This is a genomic window from Thermomonas hydrothermalis (assembly GCF_900129205.1).
Classification (GTDB): Bacteria; Pseudomonadota; Gammaproteobacteria; order Xanthomonadales; family Xanthomonadaceae; genus Thermomonas; species Thermomonas hydrothermalis.
On record NZ_FQUK01000011.1, the window covers coordinates 26493 to 45610 of the forward strand.

Sequence of the window (19118 nt, forward strand, 5' to 3'; positions counted from 1 at the left end):
CAGGCCTTCGTGCGGGTCAGAGGTGGTGCCCGGAGTCGGAATCGAACCGACATGGCCTTGCGGCCGAGGGATTTTAAGTCCCTTGCGTCTACCAGTTTCGCCATCCGGGCCTGTGCCGAGCTTACCGCGAAGACCGTTTTACTGCGTCATGACCGGGCGGTGCTCCCCCGGTACAAACGCCAGGGCCCCGCATGCGCGGGGCCCTGAAAGGTTGGAGGCCGGGGTCGGAATTGAACCGGCGTACGCGGATTTGCAGTCCGCTGCATGACCACTCTGCCACCCGGCCGTAAACGGTAGCGCGCTGCATTCTTCCACAAGCAGCGGCGGCTGCGAAGCCCCCGATGCCCTGGAAAAAACGAAGCCCCGCAAGCGGGGCTTCGGAAAAATGGAGCGGGAAACGAGACTCGAACTCGCGACCCCGACCTTGGCAAGGTCGTGCTCTACCAACTGAGCTATTCCCGCGTCGTTGGAGCCCGCCATTATACGGACGTTTTTCAGGTCGTCAACAGGTTGTCTGCATCTTCACACGTTGCGTTCCTGTTCCGACGCATGCTGCGCGGTGTGCGCCGCCTCACCCGCGCGCAGCACCGGCCAGGCCGCACGCAGGTACTCCCAGCCGGACCACAAGGTGAGCACGGCGGCTGCGGCCAGCAGCCACTCGCCGATCAGAAATACCGGCAGTCCCAGCACCGGGGCGCGGTACAGCAGGAAACCCAACGCCACCATCTGCACGATGGTCTTGATCTTGCCCACCAGCGCCACCGCCACCTTGGCGCGCTGACCCAGTTCGGCCATCCATTCGCGCAGTGCCGACACCGCGATCTCGCGACCGATGATGATGCTGGCCCACAGCGCCATCCAGACCGTGTGATGGTGCTGCACGGTGATCACCAGGGCGGTGGAGACCATCAGCTTGTCGGCCACCGGATCGAGAAAGGCGCCAAAGCGGGAGAACAGGCGGTAACGGCGTGCGATCCAGCCGTCCAGCCAGTCAGTCAACGAGGCGGCGACGAAGACCAGGGTGGCGGCCAGATTCGACCAGCGTGCATCGAGGTAATACACCACGACCAGCACCGGAATCAGGGCGATTCGGGCCAGGGTGAGCCAGGTGGGAACGGTCAGGGTCATCGCTGCCATTCTACCGGCCACCGGGCTCGCCCGAGCCTGGATCCGTCAGCCCGTGCAGGCTGTCCCACAGGCGCTGGGCAAGCGCACGGTGGATGCCTTCCACGTTGAGGATCTCCTCCACCGACGCCGCTTTGAGCCCCTGCAAGCCACCGAAATGACGCAGCAGTGCCGCGCGCCGGCGCGGGCCGATGCCGGGGATGTCCTCCAACCGGCTGGTGCTGCGCGCTTTCTGGCGCTTGCCACGGTGGCCGGTGATGGCAAACCGGTGGGCCTCGTCGCGCACCTGCTGAATCAACTGCAAGGCCTTCGACGCGGGTCCCGGCTGCACCTCGCGCCCATCCGGCAACAGCAGGGTCTCGGCCCCGGGCTTGCGCTCCGGGCCCTTGGCGACACCCACCACGGCCACTCCGGTGATCCCAGCGTCGGCCAGCACTTCGCGCGCTTGCGCCACCTGCCCTGCCCCGCCGTCGATCAACAGCACATCCGGCAGCAGTGCCGCCGGCTCGCCGTCAGCGACCGGCCGGAACCTGCGCTGCAGCGCCTGACGCATCGCTGCATAGTCATCGCCCGGAGCGATGTCGTGAATGTTGTAGCGCCGGTACTGGCTGCGCTGCGGGCCCTCGGCATCAAAGACCACGCAGGACGCCACGGTGGCCTCGCCCAGGGTGTGGCTGATGTCGAAGCATTCGATCCGTGCCGGCCGCTCGGGCAGTGCGAGCAACTCGCGCAGCGCCTCCAACCGTGCCTGCTGGGCGCTCTCGCTGGCCAACTCGGTGGCCAGTGCCAACTGGGCATTGCGCCGCACCAGCTCCAGATACGCCGCACGTTCGCCACGGACATTGACCCGCAACTGAACCTTGTGACCGCTATGTGCCGACAGGGCGCGCTCGATCAGGGCACGTTCGGGGATGTCGCGATCCAGCACGATCTCGGCTGGCGCGGGATGCTCGACGTAGTACTGCGAAACGAATGCCGCCAGCACGGCGTCAGCACCGTCTTCGCCATTGGTTTTGGGGAAGAACGCCCGGGTGCCGAGGTTGCGCCCCCCGCGAAATGCCAGCAACTGGACGCAGGCCGATGTCCCCTGCATCGCCACCGCCAGCACATCCAGATCGGCCGCACGGCCATCCATGGTCAGGCGCGCCTGCACCCGGCGGATAGTGGTGATCATGTCGCGCAGGCGCGCGGCGCGTTCGAACTCCAGCGCGTCGCTGGCCGCCTGCATGGCAGACACCAGCTCGGCATCCAGCTCGCGGCTGCGACCTTCCAGAAACAACTCGGCGCGACGCACCGCCTCGGCGTACTCATTTGCCTCCACTCGGCCGACGCAGGGGGCACTGCAGCGCCCGATCTGGTATTGCAGACAAGGCCGGCTGCGGCTTTTGAACACGCTGTCCTCACAGCTACGCAGGCGGAACAGCTTGAACATCAGATCCAGCGTCTCACGCACCGAGGCGGCACTGGGGTACGGGCCAAAATAGCGCCCGGGCAGCGCGCGCGGGCCGCGATGGAATGCCAGCCGCGGCCACGCTTCGCGGGTCAGCAGCACGAACGGGTAGCTCTTGTCGTCGCGCAGCATGACGTTGTAGCGGGGCTGCAACGCCTTGATCAGCTGGTTCTCCAGCAGCAGCGCGTCGGCCTCGCTGTGGGTGACGGTGATCTCGATCTGCGCCACCTGCGCCAGCATCGCCATGATCCGCGCTGGTTTCGGCGTGGCGTTGAAATAGCTGCCAACCCGGTTGCGCAAGGCGCGCGCTTTGCCCACGTACAGCACCCGGCCTTCGCGATCAAGCATCCGGTACACCCCGGGCGCCTGCGGCAGGCTGGCGGCGAACGCGCGTCCATCGAACGCGGGCGGGCTGCTTTCCGCCATTACAGCCGGCCCTCACGAAGGCGCGCCACGATGCCCGCCACCCCCTGTTCGATCAGCCGGTACGCCTGCTCGAAGTCGCGCGCGCCGCCGTAATACGGGTCGGGCACGTCCTTTTTGCCAACACCGGCCCATTCCAGCAGCAGCTCGACCTCGGCATGCGCGGTGCGTGGTTTGCGGATCCGCGCCTCATGCAGGATGGAGCGATCGGCGCACAGGATCAGGTCGAACTCGTCGTAGTCCTCCAGGGTGAGCCGACGAGCGCGCAGGCCGGACAGGTCGATCCCATGCCGGGCGGCGCAGGCGATTGCGCGCGGGTCCGGCGCCTGCCCGACGTGCGAGCTGCCCGTGCCGGCGGAATCCACCCGCACCTGCTGGTCTAACCCAGCTTCGGCCAGGCGCGCCCGCAGCACGCCCTCGGCAGTAGGCGAGCGGCAGATGTTGCCCAGGCACAGCATCAGGATGGAAAACGGTCGACTCATGCACGTCCCTCGCGCAGCATCGTCTGATAAAGGCGCTCCGCCCGCGCCAGATCTTCAGGCGTGTCCACACCCGGCGGAAACGGTGACGGCGCCAGCGCCACCGCGATCCGCCAACCCGCCTCCAGCGCCCGCAGCTGTTCCAGCGCTTCGATCTGTTCCAACCGCCCCGGCGGCAACGCGGCGAATGCACGCAGCGCGGCCACCCGGTAGCCGTAGATGCCGATGTGACGCAGCCAGGGCCCGGTATCCGGCAGCACACTGCGGTCGCGGGCGAAGGCATCGCGCGGCCAGGGCACCGGCGCACGACTGAAATAGAGGGCATCGCCGCTGGCAGCACGCACGACCTTGACCGCATTGGGATCGAGCAGGGTCTCCGCCGAATCGATCGGGGTGGCCAGGGTGGCGATCCCGGCACCACTCTCGGCCACGGTGCGGGCCACGCAGGCGATGCCATCGGCCGGCGCAAACGGCTCATCGCCCTGCAGATTGACGACGATGGCCGTATCAGGCCAACCGGCGATCTGCGCGCATTCGGCCAGGCGATCGGTGCCGGACATGTGGTCAGGTGAGGTCATCGCCACCTGCACCCCGGTGCCGTCCAATGCCGCAGCGATGCGGGCATCGTCAGTGGCCACCCACACCGCGTCGGCACCAGCCACCAGTGCACGCCGGGCCACGTGCAGCACCAATGGGATGCCGCCGATCAGGCGCAGCGGCTTGCCCGGCAAGCGGCTGGCCGCGTAGCGGGCGGGAATGGCGACAATGAAAGGCGGAGGCGGAGTCATGGCGTCATTATCGCCGCTTCACCACGCCACCGCCTCCAGCCTTGCTGGTTTTACGCTTGCGTATTCCAGTGCGGCAGACGCGCCAAGAGCGCCTCCCAGAACGCATCTGGCAAGCACGCCCGCACCGGCACCTGATACCAGTCCGGGGCGGCGAACGCCTCGCACTTGACTGCATCCTTGGCCGTCATCAGCACGGGAAGCCGGCTGGAAAAGTCGAAATCCCCCGGGGTGTAGGCATGGTGATCGGGAAAGACATGCGGCACCACTGCCAGCCCATGCCCACGCAGCAGGTCGAAGAACCGTTCCGGCTCGCCAATCCCGGCCACGGCATGCACGCGCTGGCCGGCAAACGCCGACAGCGGCCGCGCCCGCCCCGGAAGCAGAGGCTGTGCCTCGCCGGTCATCAGCCACATCGGCCATTCCCGACCCACCTGCGACGATAGCGGCTGCCCCGGCATCAGGGCGCCTAGATTGAGCACGCGCAGGTCACAATCAACGGCGCGTTCGAGCGGCTCGCGCAGTGGGCCGGCTGGCAGCAGACGGCCATTGCCATACCGGCGCCGCACATCCTGCACCTCGATTTCGACATCACGCGCCAGCCGGTAGTGCTGTAGGCCGTCGTCGCAGATGACGATGTCACAGCCGGCTTCCGCCAGCGCCACAGCCGCTGCCGCACGATCACGATCCACCCGTACCGGCACACCGGTGGCACGTGCGATCAGCCGCGGCTCATCGCCGCTCAGGGCGGCCGGCAGGTCAGCCGTCACCCAGCGCGCCACCTGCGCCTCGCTGCGACCATGGCCACGGCTGGCCACCCCAGGGCGCCAGCCTTCGGCCCGCAGCCGCTCGACCAGCGCCACTACCAACGGGGTCTTGCCGCTGCCCCCGGCCACCAGATTGCCCACGACCACCACCGGCACGCCGGGATGACGGCGACGCAGCCAGCCGCCTCGATAAAGGCCACGCCGCACGGCCACGGCCATGCCATAGGCATGACTGAGCATCCGCGCCCACAGCGGCGGCGGGCTGCCGTCGTACCACCAGGACGGGGTGTGCCACAGGTGCGGCGCACTCACGCACTCGCCTCCCGGAACTGCATGGCGTGCAGATGGGCATACACCCCACCGCGGGCGAGCAGCTCGGCGTGCGTACCCTGCTCCACCAGACGGCCATCGTCCAGCACCAGAATCTGGTCGGCATGTTCGACCGTGGACAGCCGATGCGCGATCACCAGGGTGGTGCGATCCGGAATCAGATGCGCCAGCGCGTCCTGGACCAGCCGCTCGGATGCGTTGTCGAGTGCGGCGGTGGCCTCGTCCAGGATCAGGATCGGAGCATCCTTGAGCATGGCGCGGGCAATGGCCAGGCGCTGGCGTTGACCGCCGGACAGACGCCCCCCCTTGATACCGATATGACTGTCTTCGCCTTCCGGCAGTTGGCTCACGAACTCCATCGCGTTGGCGGCTTCCAGTGCCCGATTCACCTCGGCCCGCGTGGCCGGTTGCAACTCGCCATAGGCAACATTTTCCAGCACGGTGCCATCAAACAGCATCACCTGCTGGCCAACCATGGCCACCTGACGGCGCAGATCGGCCAGCCGGTAGTCTGACAAGGGGTGGCCATCGAGCAGGATCTGGCCCGCATCCGGGTCGTAGAAGCGCGGGATCAGCTTGACCAGGCTGGATTTTCCACTGCCGCTGCGACCGACGATGGCCGTCACCGTCCCCGGCCGGGCGGTGAAGCTAATCCCGGTCAGTGCCGGCTTTTCCTGCCCCGGATAACGCAGGCTCACGTCGCGGAACTCGATCAGCCCGTGCGCACGTGGCAGCGGGCGCTGGCCGGTGTCCACTTCGTCGTCGGCGTCCAGCACCTGGAACAGCCGCTCGGCAGACGCCACCCCGCGATGCAACATGCCCTGGACATTGGTCAGCTGCTTGAGCGCCGGAATGATGGCCAGCATCGCGATCATCAGCTGGACGAAGCCACCGGCGGTCAGTCGCCCGGCCAGCGCCTCGCGGCTGGCAAAAAACAGCAGCAATGCCAGCCCCACCGCCCCGGTCAGCTGGACGATCGCCGAGGAAATGCTGCGGGTGGCCTCCACTTTCAGGCTCAAGCGCAGGGTGTCATCGGCCAGCCGGGTATAACGCGCCAGCTCCGCAGACCTTGCGCCATAGACCTTGACTTCCTGCTGGTTGGACAAGGCCTGGTCGGCGGCCTGCATCATCTGCGCAGCGGTTTCCTGCACCTTGTGACCGTAACGCCGGTAACGCCGCCCGACGCGATCCATCAGCCAGGCGATCAGCGGCCCCAGCAGCAGCACGGCCAGCGTCACCCGCCAGCTCGCATACAGCATCACGGCCAGCATCGCCACGACCTGCAGGGACTGCTGCAGCATCACCTTGCCGGCATCGACCACCGCCTGCGCCACCTGATCGCTGTCGGAGCCCAGCCGCACCAGCATGGACGGCACCGGCTCGGCATCAAACCGCAGCCCCGGCAGACGCAGGTATTTGTCCAGCGCACGCACCCGCATGTCGCGCGCCACCCCGCGAGCAGCCCGTGCCATGAAATAGTCGGACAGGTAGCCGGCGCCCCCACGCACCACGAAGATGCCGACGATGGCCAGCGGCAACAGCACGCCAAACTCACGATTGCGCGCGACAAACGTCTCATCGACCATCGGCTTGGTCAGCACGCCGAAGGCGCCCGCCGCCGCGCCTTCCACCAGCAGACCGAGCAGGGCCAGCAGCAGCGCCCACCGATACGGCCGCACCAGCCCAAGCAGACGCCGGTAAATCCGCCAGGGCGAACCGCCCGCGGGGCTGTTCATGGGCCAGCCTCCGGCCTGCTTGCGGCTGGTGACGGTGCGGTGGCATTGGCGACCGTGCGGAAGCCAAGCTGGCCCAGCGCCTCGTAGGCCGTGACCACCGCCTGCCAGGGCGTACGTGCATCGGCCCGCAGCAGCACCACCCGCTTGCGGTCATCGCCGGCCACCTCGCGCAGGGCCTGCTTGAGCGATTCCACGTCGGTGCGCAGCACCTCGCGGTCAGCGACGAAATAGCGCCCCTGGGCGTTGATCAGGATGCTCAGCGGCTGGGTCTCGGCGGCGGCCGGCTGGCCGTCGGCGCGCGGCAGTTGCAGCTTGAGCACCGAACGCGCATCGAAGGTGGTGGTGACCACGAAAAAAATCAGCAGGCACAGCATCACGTCGATCAACGGCACCAGGTTGATCTCGGGAACATCGTCATCGCGAAAATCGGTAATCCGCATTGGCCGTCAGCCCTTCCTGCCGGCCCCTCGGGACGCCACCGCGTCCAGCACATCGGAAAGTTGCATCGCCTCGTGCTCCATCTCGACGATGTAGCTGGCGATCCGGCCACGGAAATAGCGATGGAACACCAGCGCCGGCACCGCGACCACCATGCCGGTGGCAGTACACACCAGGGCCTTGCCGATCCCGCCGGCCAGTTGCGCGGCATCGCCCAGGCCGTGATCGAGGATGCCCAAGAACATCTGGATCATGCCGACCACGGTTCCAAACAGGCCCAGCAGCGGGCCGGCCGCCGCGATGGTGCCCAGTGCATTGAGGTAGCGCTCCATCCGGTGCACCAGATGCCGTCCGACGTCCTCCACCCGCTCCCGTACCACCTCGCGGCCACGCTGGCGCACGTCGAGCGCAGCCGCCAGCAGCGCCCCGAGCGGCGAGTTGGCGCGCAGCGATTCGATGTGCTCAGGCGCCAGCGGATTGCCACGCCCGACCCACTCGCGCACTTCCTCGCCCAGCCCGGGCGGCAGCACACGCTCACGGCGCAGGCTCCAGAACCGCTCGAGAATGATGGCCAGCGCCACCACCGCCAGCAGTAACAGCGGGATCATCGGCCAGCCACCGGCCTTGATCAGCTCCAGCACGTCACAATCCTCCGGCCTTCATGGCCGCATGAACTCCGGCGCGTAGCATAGCCCAGCCGCCTGCCCGCGCCGACGCACGGCGTCCCAGATACGCGCTTGGGCGCTGCGTTGCTCGCGTACCGCAAGCCCCTGCGCACCGAGCCACACCCGCAACGCGCCGGAACGGGCGGTATCGAGCACCTCGGCACCGGCCTGGCACCAGCGCCGCACCACCTCCGGACGCGGGTGACGGAAGCGGTTGTCGGCGCCGGAGGACACCAGCGCCAGGCGCGCCCCGGTGGCGGCCACGAACTCCGGAGTCGAAGACCCTGCGCTGCCGTGGTGCGGCACCAGTACCACGTCGGCCCGGAGCGCCTGCGGCATCGTGGCCAGCAGCCGGCGTTCGACAAAGCCACCGATATCGCCGGCCAGCAAAGCACGCCCGCTGCGGGCCTGGATCTGCACGACACAGGCCGACTCATTACCCAGATAGGGGAACCACCGCGTCGGGTGCAGGATGCGGAACGTCACACCATCCCACTGCCAGGACTGGCCGGCCAGACACGGCCGGGTCTGGGGAAGCGGGCTGCCATCCGGGGCCAGCACCTGCGGCAATGGGAAAGCGGTGTGCACGGCGTCGCGCCCGCCAGCGTGGTCGTTGTCGGCATGACTGATGATGGCCAGATCCAGCCGCCGTACCCCCAGCGCGTGCAACGCCGGCACGACCGCCTGCTCGCCGGCATCGAACCCGTCTTCCAACGCCGGCCCCATGTCGTACAGCAAGGTGTGACCGGCTGTCCGCACCAGGACCGACAGCCCCTGGCCGACATCGACCACCAACAGTTCGACCTCGCCTTGCCGGGGCAGCTCGCGCGGGGGCAACAGCAGCGGCAACCACAGCAGAAGCCCCAGCCAGCGTCCAGGCAGGCCGCGCGGCAGCAACAACCAGAACGCGCCCAGCAGCGCCAGCGGCACCGCGTAAGCGCGCGCCTGCGGCAGCCAGACCAGCGCCAACGGGCTGTCAGCCAGCCAGGTCAACGCCGGCCAGAGCAGCTCGAAACTGCCGGCTGCCAGGCGCCAGAACAGCACGCCCCAGCCGGCATGCAGGGTGTCCGCCAGCACGCCCAGCAGGCTCAGCGGCACCACCACCAGGCTCCACCACGGCACTGCAGCCAGATTGGCCAGCGGGCCAAGCAGCGACGCCTGCCCGAACAGCATCACACACAGCGGCAACAGGCCCAGGCTGGCCACCGCCTGGGCCGCCAGAAAACCACGCAGCATCCCGCCCAAGCCTGGGCTATCGCCCTCCGGCAGGCACCAGAGCAGCCAGGCCACACCGGCAAAACTGAGCCAGAAGCCCGCCCCCAGCAGTGCCAGCGGATCCAGCACCAGCAGGGTGATGCAGGCCAGGGCCAGCGCATCGACCAACCGCAGCCGTCGGCGCAGCCAACGCGCCAGCACCAGCACCGTGATCATCACCGCCGTGCGCAAGGTGGGCACGGCCATGCCCGTCAACGCGGCATACCCGAAGGCACCGATCACCGCGCCCACCCCGGCGGCCAGTGGCCGTGGCAGCCATCGGCACAGCCCCGGCCACAGCCACCACAGCGCCGCCACCAGCAGCGCGCCGAACCCGGCCACCAGGCCGACATGGAAGCCGGAAATGGCGATCAGATGGGTCAGCCCGGCGGCGCGCAACCGGGCCCAGTCGGTCGTGTCCAGCCCCCGGGTATCGCCCAACGCCAGCGCCTGCACGTAGCGTGCAGCCGGAGACGGTACCGCCGCGGCGATGCGTGCGCTCATCGTTTCACGCCAGGCCACCACACCTGCCGGAGCGGCCAGCCGGCGCGCCTCGACCGGCGACTGCACGCTGCCGGTCGCCACCAGCCTGTTCATCAGGGCAAACCGTTCGCTGTCACTGCCGCCCGGATTGCGCAACCCTTGCGGCGCGCGCAACCGCACATGCAGTTGCCAGCGGCTGCCCGCCTGCAGAGCCGGGCGCGGCCCGCCGCGATCCTGATACCAGGCCAAGCGCAGGCGCTGTCCGCGCAACTGCAGCGGCATTGCCGGCGTGGCATCCACTTCGAACAGAAAGCGAGTGCGCCGCGCCTCCTGCACCGGCAGATCGACGATCTGACCGCTGATCCACACCCGTTCGCCATTGCGTGCCGCCGGCCACTGCGCGGCCAAGACCAGTGCGGCCATCCAACCGGCATACGCAGCCCCGAGCGACATCACGCCCAGTACGCGCCGCCAGTCGCGCTGCCACGCCAGCACCACTCCGACCAACGCCAGCACCAGCAGCCACGGCCAGGCCGGCAGTCCCGGCAACAGCAGGCTGCCGGCGCAGCCGCTCAGCAGGGCGGCCGCGCAAGCCGGGCCGAGCAGCGGCCAGCCGGCAGCAGCAGACGCCCGGATCGTCTCAGGCGAGGAATGCGGACATGCCGCGATCGTGACGGCCATGCCGGCAGTCTCGCCGACCCCCGCACTGGCGTCGCTCGGTCAAGCGCGTGCAGTGGCGTCGGGGTTTTCCCCGACAGCCAGCACCGTAAGCGACCGTCGGGATCAGACCTCGGCGGCAGACAAGGTGCGCAGGCGCCCCTCATGCAACTCCAGTACCCGGTCCAGCCGACGTGCCAGGCTGCGGTCGTGCGTCACCAGCACCAGACTGGTGCCCTGCACCCGATTGAGCTCCAGCATCTGTCCGAACACCTGCGCCGCGGTGCGTTCGTCGAGGTTGCCGGTGGGTTCGTCGCCCAGCACGCAGGCCGGCCGGTTGATCAACGCCCGCGCCACAGCGGTGCGCTGACGCTCGCCACCGGAGAGTTCGCCTGGTTTGTGATCGAGACGATGCCCAAGCCCCACCGCTTCCAGCATGGCCTGCGCGCGTGTCTGCGCTTCCGCCAGCGGTCGCCCGGCCAGCAACAGCGGCATCATCACGTTTTCCAGCGCCGAAAGCTCCGGCAACAGGTGATGAAACTGGTAGATGAAGCCCAGCGCCCGGTTGCGCAGACGGCCGCGCTCGGCATCCGACAGCGCGCTCATCTTTTGCCCGGCCACATAGACCTCACCAGCGGTGGGGACATCCAGCCCGCCCAGCAAGTGCAGCAACGTGCTCTTGCCGGCTCCGGAGGCACCCAGGATGGCCACGGTCTCGCCGGGATGGATGGCAAGCGTCAGGCCGCTGAAGACTGGGGTATGCAGCTTGCCCTCGGCATAGGTCTTGCCGAGGTTTTCGGCGCGGATCACTGCTTGCGTGACGTCATTCATAACGCAGTGCCTCCGCCGGCGCCGTACGGGCAGCACGCCAGGCCGGATACAGGGTGGCAAGGAACGCCATGGTGAGAGCGACCAGCACAATCACTGTCACGTCCTGGGCCTGCATGTCGGTCGGCAACCCGGTGATGTAGTACACATCCTCGGGCAGCAACTGCACGCCAAACACGCGCTCGATGGCCTGCAAGATACGGTTGAGGTTCAAGGTCAGGGCGATGCCACCCACCAGACCGGTCACCGTTCCGATCAACCCGATCAGGCTGCCCTGCACCATGAACACCTGCATCACCTGCCGCGGGGTCATGCCGAGGGTGCGCAGGATGGCGATGTCGGCCTGCTTATCGGTCACCAGCATCACCTGTGACGAAACCAGATTGAAGGCCCCCATCGCCACCAGCAGCGACAACAGGATGCCCATCACCGTTTTTTCCATCTTCAAAGCGCGGAACAGATTGGCGTTGTCCTGGGTCCAGTCACTGACCCGATAGGGGCCGGCGAGCTTTTGCGCCAACGCCCGGGCGACATCGAAAGCCTGATCCATGTCATGCAGCTTCAGGCGCACACCGGTGACGCCCTCGCCCATCCGCAAGACGCGTTGCAAATCCTGCAGGTTGACCACCGCCAGCCCCTTGTCGAAGTCGTTGTAGCCGGCCTCGAAAATGCCGCTGACCCGGAACCGCTTCATGGTCTGCACGCCACCGACCGGCGTGCTGCGAAAGTCGGCCAAGGTGACGATCACGTCATCGCCCACCGACACCCCCAGCCACAGCGCCAGCTCCTTGCCAAGCACGATGTTGAATCGACCCGGCTGCAACTGCTGCAGACTGCCCTGCACCATCTTGGCCGGCAGCACCGAGACCGTGGCTTCCTGCACCGGATCGATGCCCCGCACCATCGCCGGCTGGTTGCTGGCACCGGAAATCAGCGCTTCTTTTTCGATGTAGGGCGCCGCGCCTGCCACCCTGGGATCGGCCAAGGCCAGCCGCACCGCACGCTGCCACTCCTGCAACGGCTCGCCATAACCGCTGACGGTGGCGTGCGCGGCCATGCCCAGCATGCGGGTGCGGATCTCCTTCTGGAACCCGCTCATCACCGCCAGTGTGGTGATCAGCGCGGTGACGCCCAGCGCGATACCGGCAATCGACGCCAGCGAGATGAACGAAATAAAGCCGTTGCGGCGCTTGGCGCGCAGGTAGCGCAGGCCAATGGCAACGGGAACCGGTTTGAACATCGCATCTCCCGGGAAACGTCAGCACCTCAAACGCGCCCATCCTGAACCTGCCAGCCCCGCACGAATCCGGCCAATACCAAGACGGGCCTTGCGTGCTTTCGCGGGCAGGCCATCCAGGCCGATGCACCTTCGAGGTTCGCAAAGGCCGCCTATCGTGCCACCGTTGCCGGCCTTGCAACAGCGCCCCGCCTGCGCAGAGCCAGGCTCAATTCACGGCGTGCCGCCGCAGACAGCTGGCCCGGCCAGAACATCCGGGCCTGCCGCCGACGACCACCGCTGCGCCAACTGACGAAGACCCAGGGGCCGCGCCAATGCACTTGCAGCGCGTCGATGCAGCGCCCGTCGCAACGCACCGGACCGGAACCGACCGGAATCTCCAGGACGCAACCCGGCTGGCGCCGGTAGCGCATGCAGGTGCGGACAGCGGCGAGCGCAACCAGCAGCGCGATGCCCCAGGCCGGGATCGCCGGCAGGTCGGACGCCAGCACGGCAAACACCGCCAGCCCCGACATGCCGATCAGCGTCCACTGCCCGGCACGGGCAGGACGCCACTCAATCCGGCAGGGCGCGGATTCGTGCGATGAGGTCGGCAAGCCCGGCATCCTCCGGCACCTCGTGTCCCAGGAACCAGCGCCAGAGTCTGTCGTCTTCGCTGTCTAGAAGCTGCAGGAACAGTGCGCGCTCATGGGTCGGACTTTGCCGCCAGCACTGCTCCAGCCAGCGCCCAAGCAGCTGGTCGAGTTCACGCATGCCACGCCGGCAGCGCCAGCGCAGTTTTCTCAGTTCGATCTCGTCATCCATGCCGGAAAACACCGCCCTAAGGAGCCGGCATTATCGCCGCAGGCGCGGCGTTCAGTTGGCCGCAGACGCCTGCCGGATGCGGTGATGGATCAGCAACGCAACGAAGGTGCTGATCGCCCCGGACAGCAGATACACCCCCAAAAACGCCAGCCCGAAACGGGCGCAGGCCCACAGCACCAGCAGCGGCGCAAAGGCAGCCCCGATCAGCCAGGCCAGATCGGTGCTCAGGGCGGCGCCGGTATAGCGATAGCGGGCACCGAAGTTGCGGGTCACCGCACCCGATGCCTGCCCGTAGGACAGCCCTAGCAGCAAAAAGCCCAGCAGAATGAAGGCCTGCTGCGCCAGTTCGCCGCCGGCCAGCAGGGTGGGTGAAAAACCGCTGAACATGGCGATCGCCAGCGCCAATCCGCCGAGCGTGGGGATCCGGCCGAACCGATCCGCCAGAAGTCCGGAAAACAGCACCCCAGCAATGGCCAGGAAACCGCCCAGAATCTGGATGCCAAGCAGCTTGACCAGTGGTTGCCCGGAAAACAGCAGCGCCCAGGACAGCGGGAAAATGGTGACGATGTGGAACAGCGCGTAGCTGGCCAGCGGCGCAAACGCCCCGATCACCACGTGCCGGCCCTTGACCGCCAGCAGCTCGCGCAGCGACACCGGCTCCAGCTCACGGGCATCCATTTCGCGCTCGTACTCCTCGGTGACCACCAGCCGCAGCCGGGCAAACAGGGCCACCACGTTGAGGGCAAACGCGGCATAGAACGGGTAGCGCCAGCCCCAGTCGTAGAAATCCTGCTCGGACAGGCTGGCCATCAGATAGGCAAACAGTGCCGCGGCGACGATGAAGCCGACCGGCGCCCCAAGCTGCCCCAGCATGGCGTACCAGCCCCGCCGGTGCTTGGGCGCATTGATGGCCAACAGCGACGGCAGCCCATCCCAGGAACCGCCGACGGCCATGCCCTGCAGCAGGCGCAACAGCACCAGCAGGACGATGGCAGTGCTGCCCAGGCTGGCATATCCGGGCAGGAAGGCAATCCCGGCCGTCGCCGTCCCCAGCAGGAACAGCGCCACGGTCAGCTTGACGCCACGCCCCCAGCGCCGCTGCACCTGCATCGATAGCCAAGTCCCCAGCGGACGGGTCAGAAACGCCAGGGCGAAAACGGCAAAGGCATACAGGGCGCCGGTGAAGGCATCGACGAACGGGAAGAACACCCGTGGGAACACCAGCGCTGAGGCGATGCCAAACACGAAGAAGTCAAAGTTTTCGGAAGCGCGCCCGATCACCACCCCGACCGCGATCTCGCCAGGGGCGACCTCGTGGCTGGCCTTGCGGCCGTGGTCATGGGCTGTCGCGGTGGGGAACTGTGCAGACATGGTTAACTCCAGGGCGCTGACAAACACGCAAGTAAGAATGCACCGATTTGACCATAGATCAAGTCAGAAGATCTTGCGATAGGACAAAACGTCCTAGTGCGGACACCGTCTGCGCCGACTAAACTTACGCCACCCCCACGTCACATCCTGATCATGCTCAAGCTCCCACGCTACACGTGGCTGCTGCCACTGCTTTTTCTTTTGACCGGCTGCGACCGCTTGGTGGTGCTCGATCCCAGCGGCGACATCGCCCGCCAGCAGGGCCAGCTGATCGTCATCGCCACCGCGCTGATGCTGTTGGTGATCGTGCCGGTGATCGCGCTGACGCTGTTCTTTGCCTGGCGCTACCGCGCCTCCAACCGCTCAGCGCCCTACACCCCGGATTGGGACCACTCCACCCAGCTGGAGCTGGTGATCTGGGGCGGCCCACTGCTGATCATCCTCGCCCTGGGTGCCATCACCTGGATCACCACCCACACCCTGGATCCCTATCGCCCACTCGACCGCATCGCCCCCGGCAAGCCGATCCCGGCCGGCGTCAAGCCGCTGGAGGTGCAGGTGGTGTCGTTGGACTGGAAGTGGCTGTTCATCTACCCCGAACAGGGCGTGGCCGCCGTCAATGAACTGGCGCTGCCGGTGAACCGGCCGGTGCGGTTTCTGCTGACCTCGTCGAACGTGATGAACGCGTTCTACGTGCCCGAGCTGGCCGGGATGATTTACACCATGCCCTCCATGCAGACCCAGCTGAACGCGGTCGCCAACCAACCTGGTGAGTTCGTCGGCTTTTCCGCCAACTACAGCGGCGCCGGATTCTCCTGGATGCGCTTTGCCGTCCATGCCACCGACGAGGCCGGGTTCCAGGCCTGGGTGAACAAAGCCCGCGCGGCCGGCGAACGCCTGGATCGTGCGCGTTATCTCGCCCTGGAAAAGCCCAGCGAGCGCGAGCCGGCACGTCTGTTTGCCGCGGTCGATCCTGGCCTGTATGACGCCATCCTCAACCGCTGCGTGGACCCGCGCAAGATGTGCATGCACGAGATGATGGCCATCGACGCTGCCGGCGGGCGCAGTGCCGCCAGCAACGGCATTGCCTCGCTGCGCCCGCGTGACCGTGGCGATCTGCGCGGCCGTCCCTACGTCGCTGGCGCCACCTGTGCCACCGACGAGGCCACTCCCGTGACCCGCAGCCTGGCGCTGCGTGCCCAATGATGTCTGCCCTGGCAACCACGATGATGACCCCCACCCTTTCTCCCGATGCCACCGGCATTTCGCCCTGGCTGGGCAAACTCAGCCTGGCGGCGATCCCCTATCACGAGCCGATCCTGGTCGCCACCTTCATCGGTGCCTCGCTGGCCGCACTCGCCGTGCTGACACTGATGACCCGCTACCGTCTGTGGGGCGTGTTCTGGCGCGAATGGGTCACCAGCATCGACCACAAGAAGATCGGCATCATGTACATGGTGCTGGGCCTGGTGATGCTGCTGCGCGGCTTTGCTGACGCGCTGATGATGCGTGCCCAGCAGGCGATCGCCTTTGGCGACAACTTTGGCTATCTGCCGCCACACCACTACGACCAGATCTTCACCGCCCATGGCGTGATCATGATCTTCTTCGTGGCCATGCCGTTCATCACCGGGTTGATGAACTACGTGGTGCCGCTGCAGATCGGTGCCCGCGACGTGGCGTTCCCGTTCCTCAACAACTTCAGCTTCTGGATGACCGCTGCCGGCGCCGGGCTGGTGATGATCTCGCTGTTCGTCGGCGAGTTCGCCAAAACTGGCTGGCTGGCGATGGCGCCGCTGTCGGGGATCGACTACAGCCCTGACGTCGGGGTGGACTATTACATCTGGGCCCTGCAGATCGCAGGCGTCGGCACGACCCTGTCCGGCATCAATCTGATCGTGACCATCCTGAAGATGCGTGCGCCGGGCATGAGCCTGATGAAGATGCCGGTGTTCACCTGGACGGCGCTGTGCTCCAACATCCTGATCGTGGTCACCTTCCCGGTGCTGACCGCGGTGCTGGCGATGCTGACCCTGGATCGCTACCTGGGGACCAACTTCTTCACCAACGACCTCGGCGGCAACCCGATGTTGTACGTGAACCTGATCTGGATCTGGGGCCATCCGGAGGTCTACATCCTGATCCTGCCGCTGTTTGGCGTGTTCTCGGAGGTGGTCTCGACCTTCACCGGCAAGCGCCTGTTCGGCTACAGCTCGATGGTGTACGCCACGGTGTGCATCACCATCCTGTCGTACCTGGTGTGGCTGCACCACTTCTTCACCATGGGTTCGGGCGCCAGCGTGAACTCGTTCTTCGGGATCACCACCATGATCATCTCGATCCCGACCGGGGCGAAGATGTTCAACTGGCTGTTCACCATGTACCGCGGCCGCATCCGCTTCGAGGTGCCGATGCTGTGGACGATCGGCTTCATGGTGACTTTCACCGTGGGCGGCATGACCGGCGTGCTGCTGGCGGTGCCCCCGGCCGACTTCGTGCTGCACAACTCGCTGTTCCTGGTCGCCCACTTCCACAACGTGATCATCGGCGGCGTGGTGTTCGGTGTATTTGCCGCCATGACGTACTGGTTCCCCAAGGCGTTCGGTTACCGGCTTGACCCGTTCTGGGGCAAGATGTCGTTCTGGTTCTGGTTCTTCGGCTACTGGTTTGCCTTTACCCCGCTGTACGTGCTGGGGCTGATGGGCGTCACCCGCCGCATGAGCCATTTCGACGATCCCAGCCTGCAGCCGTGGTTTGTGATCGCTGCCTTCGGCGCCGTGCTGATCGCCATCGGCATCGCCGCTTTCCTGGTCAATCTGGTGGTCAGCTACCGCAAGCGCGAGCAGCTGCGCGACCTCACCGGCGATCCGTGGAATGGCCGCACCCTGGAGTGGTCCACCTCCTCGCCGCCGCCGGCATACAACTTTGCCTTCACCCCGGTGGTGCGCGACAACGACGCCTGGGCCGACATGAAGCAGCATGGCTTCAAGCGTCCTGAGTCTGGCTTCCTGTCGATCCACATGCCCAAGAACACTGCGGCCGGCGTGGTATTGGCCGGCATCAGCCTGGTGCTTGGGTTTGCCCTGGTCTGGCATATCTGGTGGCTTGCGGTCACCGCCTTCGTGGCGCTGGTGATCTCGGCCATCGTGCACACCTTCAACTATGACCGCGACTTCCACATCCCGGCCGAAGACGTGGCCGCAACTGAAGCCGCGCGCACCCAGCAACTGGCCCACGCCCATGTCTGACGCGATGTCTCTACCTGCCACCGGCCGTCCGGCCGACCCCACCGCGGCCTTCCTCGACCTGGAAGGCCACCACCATCCGGAGAACGGCTCACTGCTGGGCTTCTGGATCTACCTGATGAGCGACCTGCTCATCTTCGCCTGCCTGTTTGCCACCTTCGGCGTGCTAGGCCGCAGCTATGCGGCCGGCCCGTCCGGCGCCGAGCTGTTCGACTTGACGCTGGTGGCGGTCAACACGGCGTTGCTGTTGCTGTCGTCGCTGACCTACGGCTTTGCCATGATCGCCATGCAGGCCGGCAGCAAGCGCGGCGTGCTGGGCTGGCTGGCGATCACCGGCCTGCTGGGCGCGGCGTTCGTCAGCATTGAACTCTATGAGTTCGCGCATCTGATCCACGAAGGTGCCGGGCCGCAGCGCAGCGCGTTTTTGACCTCGTTCTTCGCCCTGGTTGGCACCCACGGACTGCATGTGAGCTTCGGTATCGTCTGGCTGCTCACGCTGATGCTGCAGGTCGGTCGGTTCGGCCTGACCGGAGCCAACCAGCGCCGGTTGCTGTGTCTGTCGATGTTCTGGCACTTCCTCGATCTGGTCTGGATCGGCGTGTTCACCTTCGTTTACCTGATGGGCGTGCTGCAATGAGCCAACACCCGCATTCTTCCGACTCTCACGGCCACGACGCACACCACGGCCACGAGGCCACGCCGGGGATCCACTTCAGCCTGCGCGGCTACCTGACCGGGTTTTTCCTCTCGGTGGTGCTCACCGCCATTCCATTCTGGCTGGTGATGGGCAAGGTATTGCCCAGCGCGACCGTCACCGGCGTGGTGCTGATCGCCTTCGCGGTCGTCCAGATCCTGGTTCACATGGTGTATTTCCTGCACCTGGATGCGCGCTCCGAGGGCGGCTGGAACCTGATCTCGATCATCTTCACCCTGATCCTGCTGGTGATCGTGCTGACGGGCACGCTGTGGGTCATGCACCACATGAACACCAACATGATGCCGATGACCCCGCACGACGCGCGGATGGTGGACTGACACCGG

17 protein-coding genes, 3 tRNA genes and 1 pseudogene are annotated in these 19118 nt (G+C 66.7%); 4 read left to right on the top strand and 17 right to left on the bottom strand.

Translation table 11 applies throughout. The features are described from left to right. Positions 1-23 precede the first annotated feature (23 nt). The 17 genes and pseudogenes from BUA29_RS04640 to BUA29_RS04720 all read right to left on the bottom strand — a co-directional run bounded on the left by BUA29_RS04640 (position 24) and on the right by BUA29_RS04720 (position 14832). Positions 24-110 (bottom strand) — tRNA-Leu (locus BUA29_RS04640). 102 nt (positions 111-212) lie between these two features. Beyond that, positions 213-286, bottom strand: a tRNA-Cys gene (locus tag BUA29_RS04645). Between the two features lie 100 nt (positions 287-386). Continuing rightward, positions 387-462 (bottom strand) — tRNA-Gly (locus tag BUA29_RS04650). A 60-nt stretch (positions 463-522) separates the two neighbouring features. Beyond that, complete coding sequence (gene pgsA / locus BUA29_RS04655; RefSeq protein ID WP_072755482.1) at positions 523-1128, bottom strand: CDP-diacylglycerol--glycerol-3-phosphate 3-phosphatidyltransferase; 606 nt, start codon at positions 1126-1128, stop codon at positions 523-525. A gap of 10 nt (positions 1129-1138) precedes the next feature. Then, positions 1139-3001, bottom strand: a complete 1863-nt coding sequence (gene uvrC / locus BUA29_RS04660; RefSeq protein ID WP_072755453.1) for an excinuclease ABC subunit UvrC — start codon at positions 2999-3001, stop codon at positions 1139-1141. Next, entirely contained in the window at positions 3001-3480 is a 480-nt protein-coding gene (locus BUA29_RS04665; RefSeq protein ID WP_072755454.1) for a low molecular weight protein-tyrosine-phosphatase, read from the bottom strand. The genes uvrC and BUA29_RS04665 overlap by 1 nt, the downstream gene beginning before the upstream one ends. Next, the gene (gene kdsB, locus BUA29_RS04670; RefSeq protein WP_072755455.1) at positions 3477-4265 is read right to left on the bottom strand and encodes a 3-deoxy-manno-octulosonate cytidylyltransferase; all 789 of its coding nucleotides are present in this window, start codon (positions 4263-4265) and stop codon (positions 3477-3479) included. Before kdsB ends, BUA29_RS04665 begins: the two co-directional genes overlap by 4 nt. A gap of 50 nt (positions 4266-4315) precedes the next feature. Continuing rightward, the gene (gene lpxK, locus BUA29_RS04675; protein WP_245770507.1) at positions 4316-5341 is read right to left on the bottom strand and encodes a tetraacyldisaccharide 4'-kinase; all 1026 of its coding nucleotides are present in this window, start codon (positions 5339-5341) and stop codon (positions 4316-4318) included. Next, the gene (gene msbA, locus BUA29_RS04680) at positions 5338-7095 is read right to left on the bottom strand and encodes a lipid A export permease/ATP-binding protein MsbA (protein WP_072755456.1); all 1758 of its coding nucleotides are present in this window, start codon (positions 7093-7095) and stop codon (positions 5338-5340) included. The genes lpxK and msbA overlap by 4 nt, the downstream gene beginning before the upstream one ends. Beyond that, positions 7092-7535: an ExbD/TolR family protein gene (locus BUA29_RS04685; protein ID WP_072755457.1), complete on the bottom strand. Its 444-nt coding sequence runs from the start codon at positions 7533-7535 to the stop codon at positions 7092-7094. The genes msbA and BUA29_RS04685 overlap by 4 nt, the downstream gene beginning before the upstream one ends. Before the next feature lie 6 nt (positions 7536-7541). Further along, positions 7542-8174 (bottom strand): MotA/TolQ/ExbB proton channel family protein, encoded by a 633-nt coding sequence (locus tag BUA29_RS11970; RefSeq protein WP_072755458.1) that lies wholly within the window; start codon positions 8172-8174, stop codon positions 7542-7544. Further along, a pseudogene (locus BUA29_RS04695) lies at positions 8068-10616 on the bottom strand (DNA internalization-related competence protein ComEC/Rec2). Before BUA29_RS04695 ends, BUA29_RS11970 begins: the two are co-directional and overlap by 107 nt. 102 nt (positions 10617-10718) lie before the next feature. Next, complete coding sequence (gene lolD, locus BUA29_RS04700) at positions 10719-11423, bottom strand: lipoprotein-releasing ABC transporter ATP-binding protein LolD (protein ID WP_072755459.1); 705 nt, start codon at positions 11421-11423, stop codon at positions 10719-10721. Continuing rightward, positions 11416-12660, bottom strand: a complete 1245-nt coding sequence (locus BUA29_RS04705; protein ID WP_072755460.1) for a lipoprotein-releasing ABC transporter permease subunit — start codon at positions 12658-12660, stop codon at positions 11416-11418. Before BUA29_RS04705 ends, lolD begins: the two co-directional genes overlap by 8 nt. Before the next feature lie 149 nt (positions 12661-12809). Next, positions 12810-13172, bottom strand: coding sequence for a hypothetical protein (locus BUA29_RS04710; RefSeq protein WP_084602348.1), 363 nt, complete (start codon positions 13170-13172; stop codon positions 12810-12812). Positions 13173-13212: 40 nt separating this feature from the next. Next, positions 13213-13461: an FAD assembly factor SdhE gene (locus BUA29_RS04715; protein WP_072755462.1), complete on the bottom strand. Its 249-nt coding sequence runs from the start codon at positions 13459-13461 to the stop codon at positions 13213-13215. Between the two features lie 51 nt (positions 13462-13512). Then, positions 13513-14832 (bottom strand): MFS transporter, encoded by a 1320-nt coding sequence (locus tag BUA29_RS04720; protein WP_072755463.1) that lies wholly within the window; start codon positions 14830-14832, stop codon positions 13513-13515. 153 nt (positions 14833-14985) lie between these two features. On the opposite strand from BUA29_RS04720, the gene cyoA reads away from it, so the two are divergent. The 4 genes from cyoA to cyoD are packed head-to-tail and all read left to right on the top strand — an operon-like array spanning position 14986 to position 19112. Beyond that, a complete protein-coding gene (gene cyoA / locus BUA29_RS04725) occupies positions 14986-16038 on the top strand; it encodes a ubiquinol oxidase subunit II (RefSeq protein WP_072755464.1) in 1053 nt (350 codons plus the stop codon). Positions 16039-16058: 20 nt separating this feature from the next. Then, positions 16059-18080 (top strand): cytochrome o ubiquinol oxidase subunit I, encoded by a 2022-nt coding sequence (gene cyoB, locus BUA29_RS04730; RefSeq protein ID WP_425443763.1) that lies wholly within the window; start codon positions 16059-16061, stop codon positions 18078-18080. Between the two features lie 4 nt (positions 18081-18084). After that, positions 18085-18714: a cytochrome o ubiquinol oxidase subunit III gene (cyoC, locus tag BUA29_RS04735; protein ID WP_425443764.1), complete on the top strand. Its 630-nt coding sequence runs from the start codon at positions 18085-18087 to the stop codon at positions 18712-18714. Further along, positions 18711-19112 (top strand): cytochrome o ubiquinol oxidase subunit IV, encoded by a 402-nt coding sequence (gene cyoD / locus BUA29_RS04740; protein WP_072755466.1) that lies wholly within the window; start codon positions 18711-18713, stop codon positions 19110-19112. Before cyoC ends, cyoD begins: the two co-directional genes overlap by 4 nt. Positions 19113-19118 lie beyond the last annotated feature (6 nt).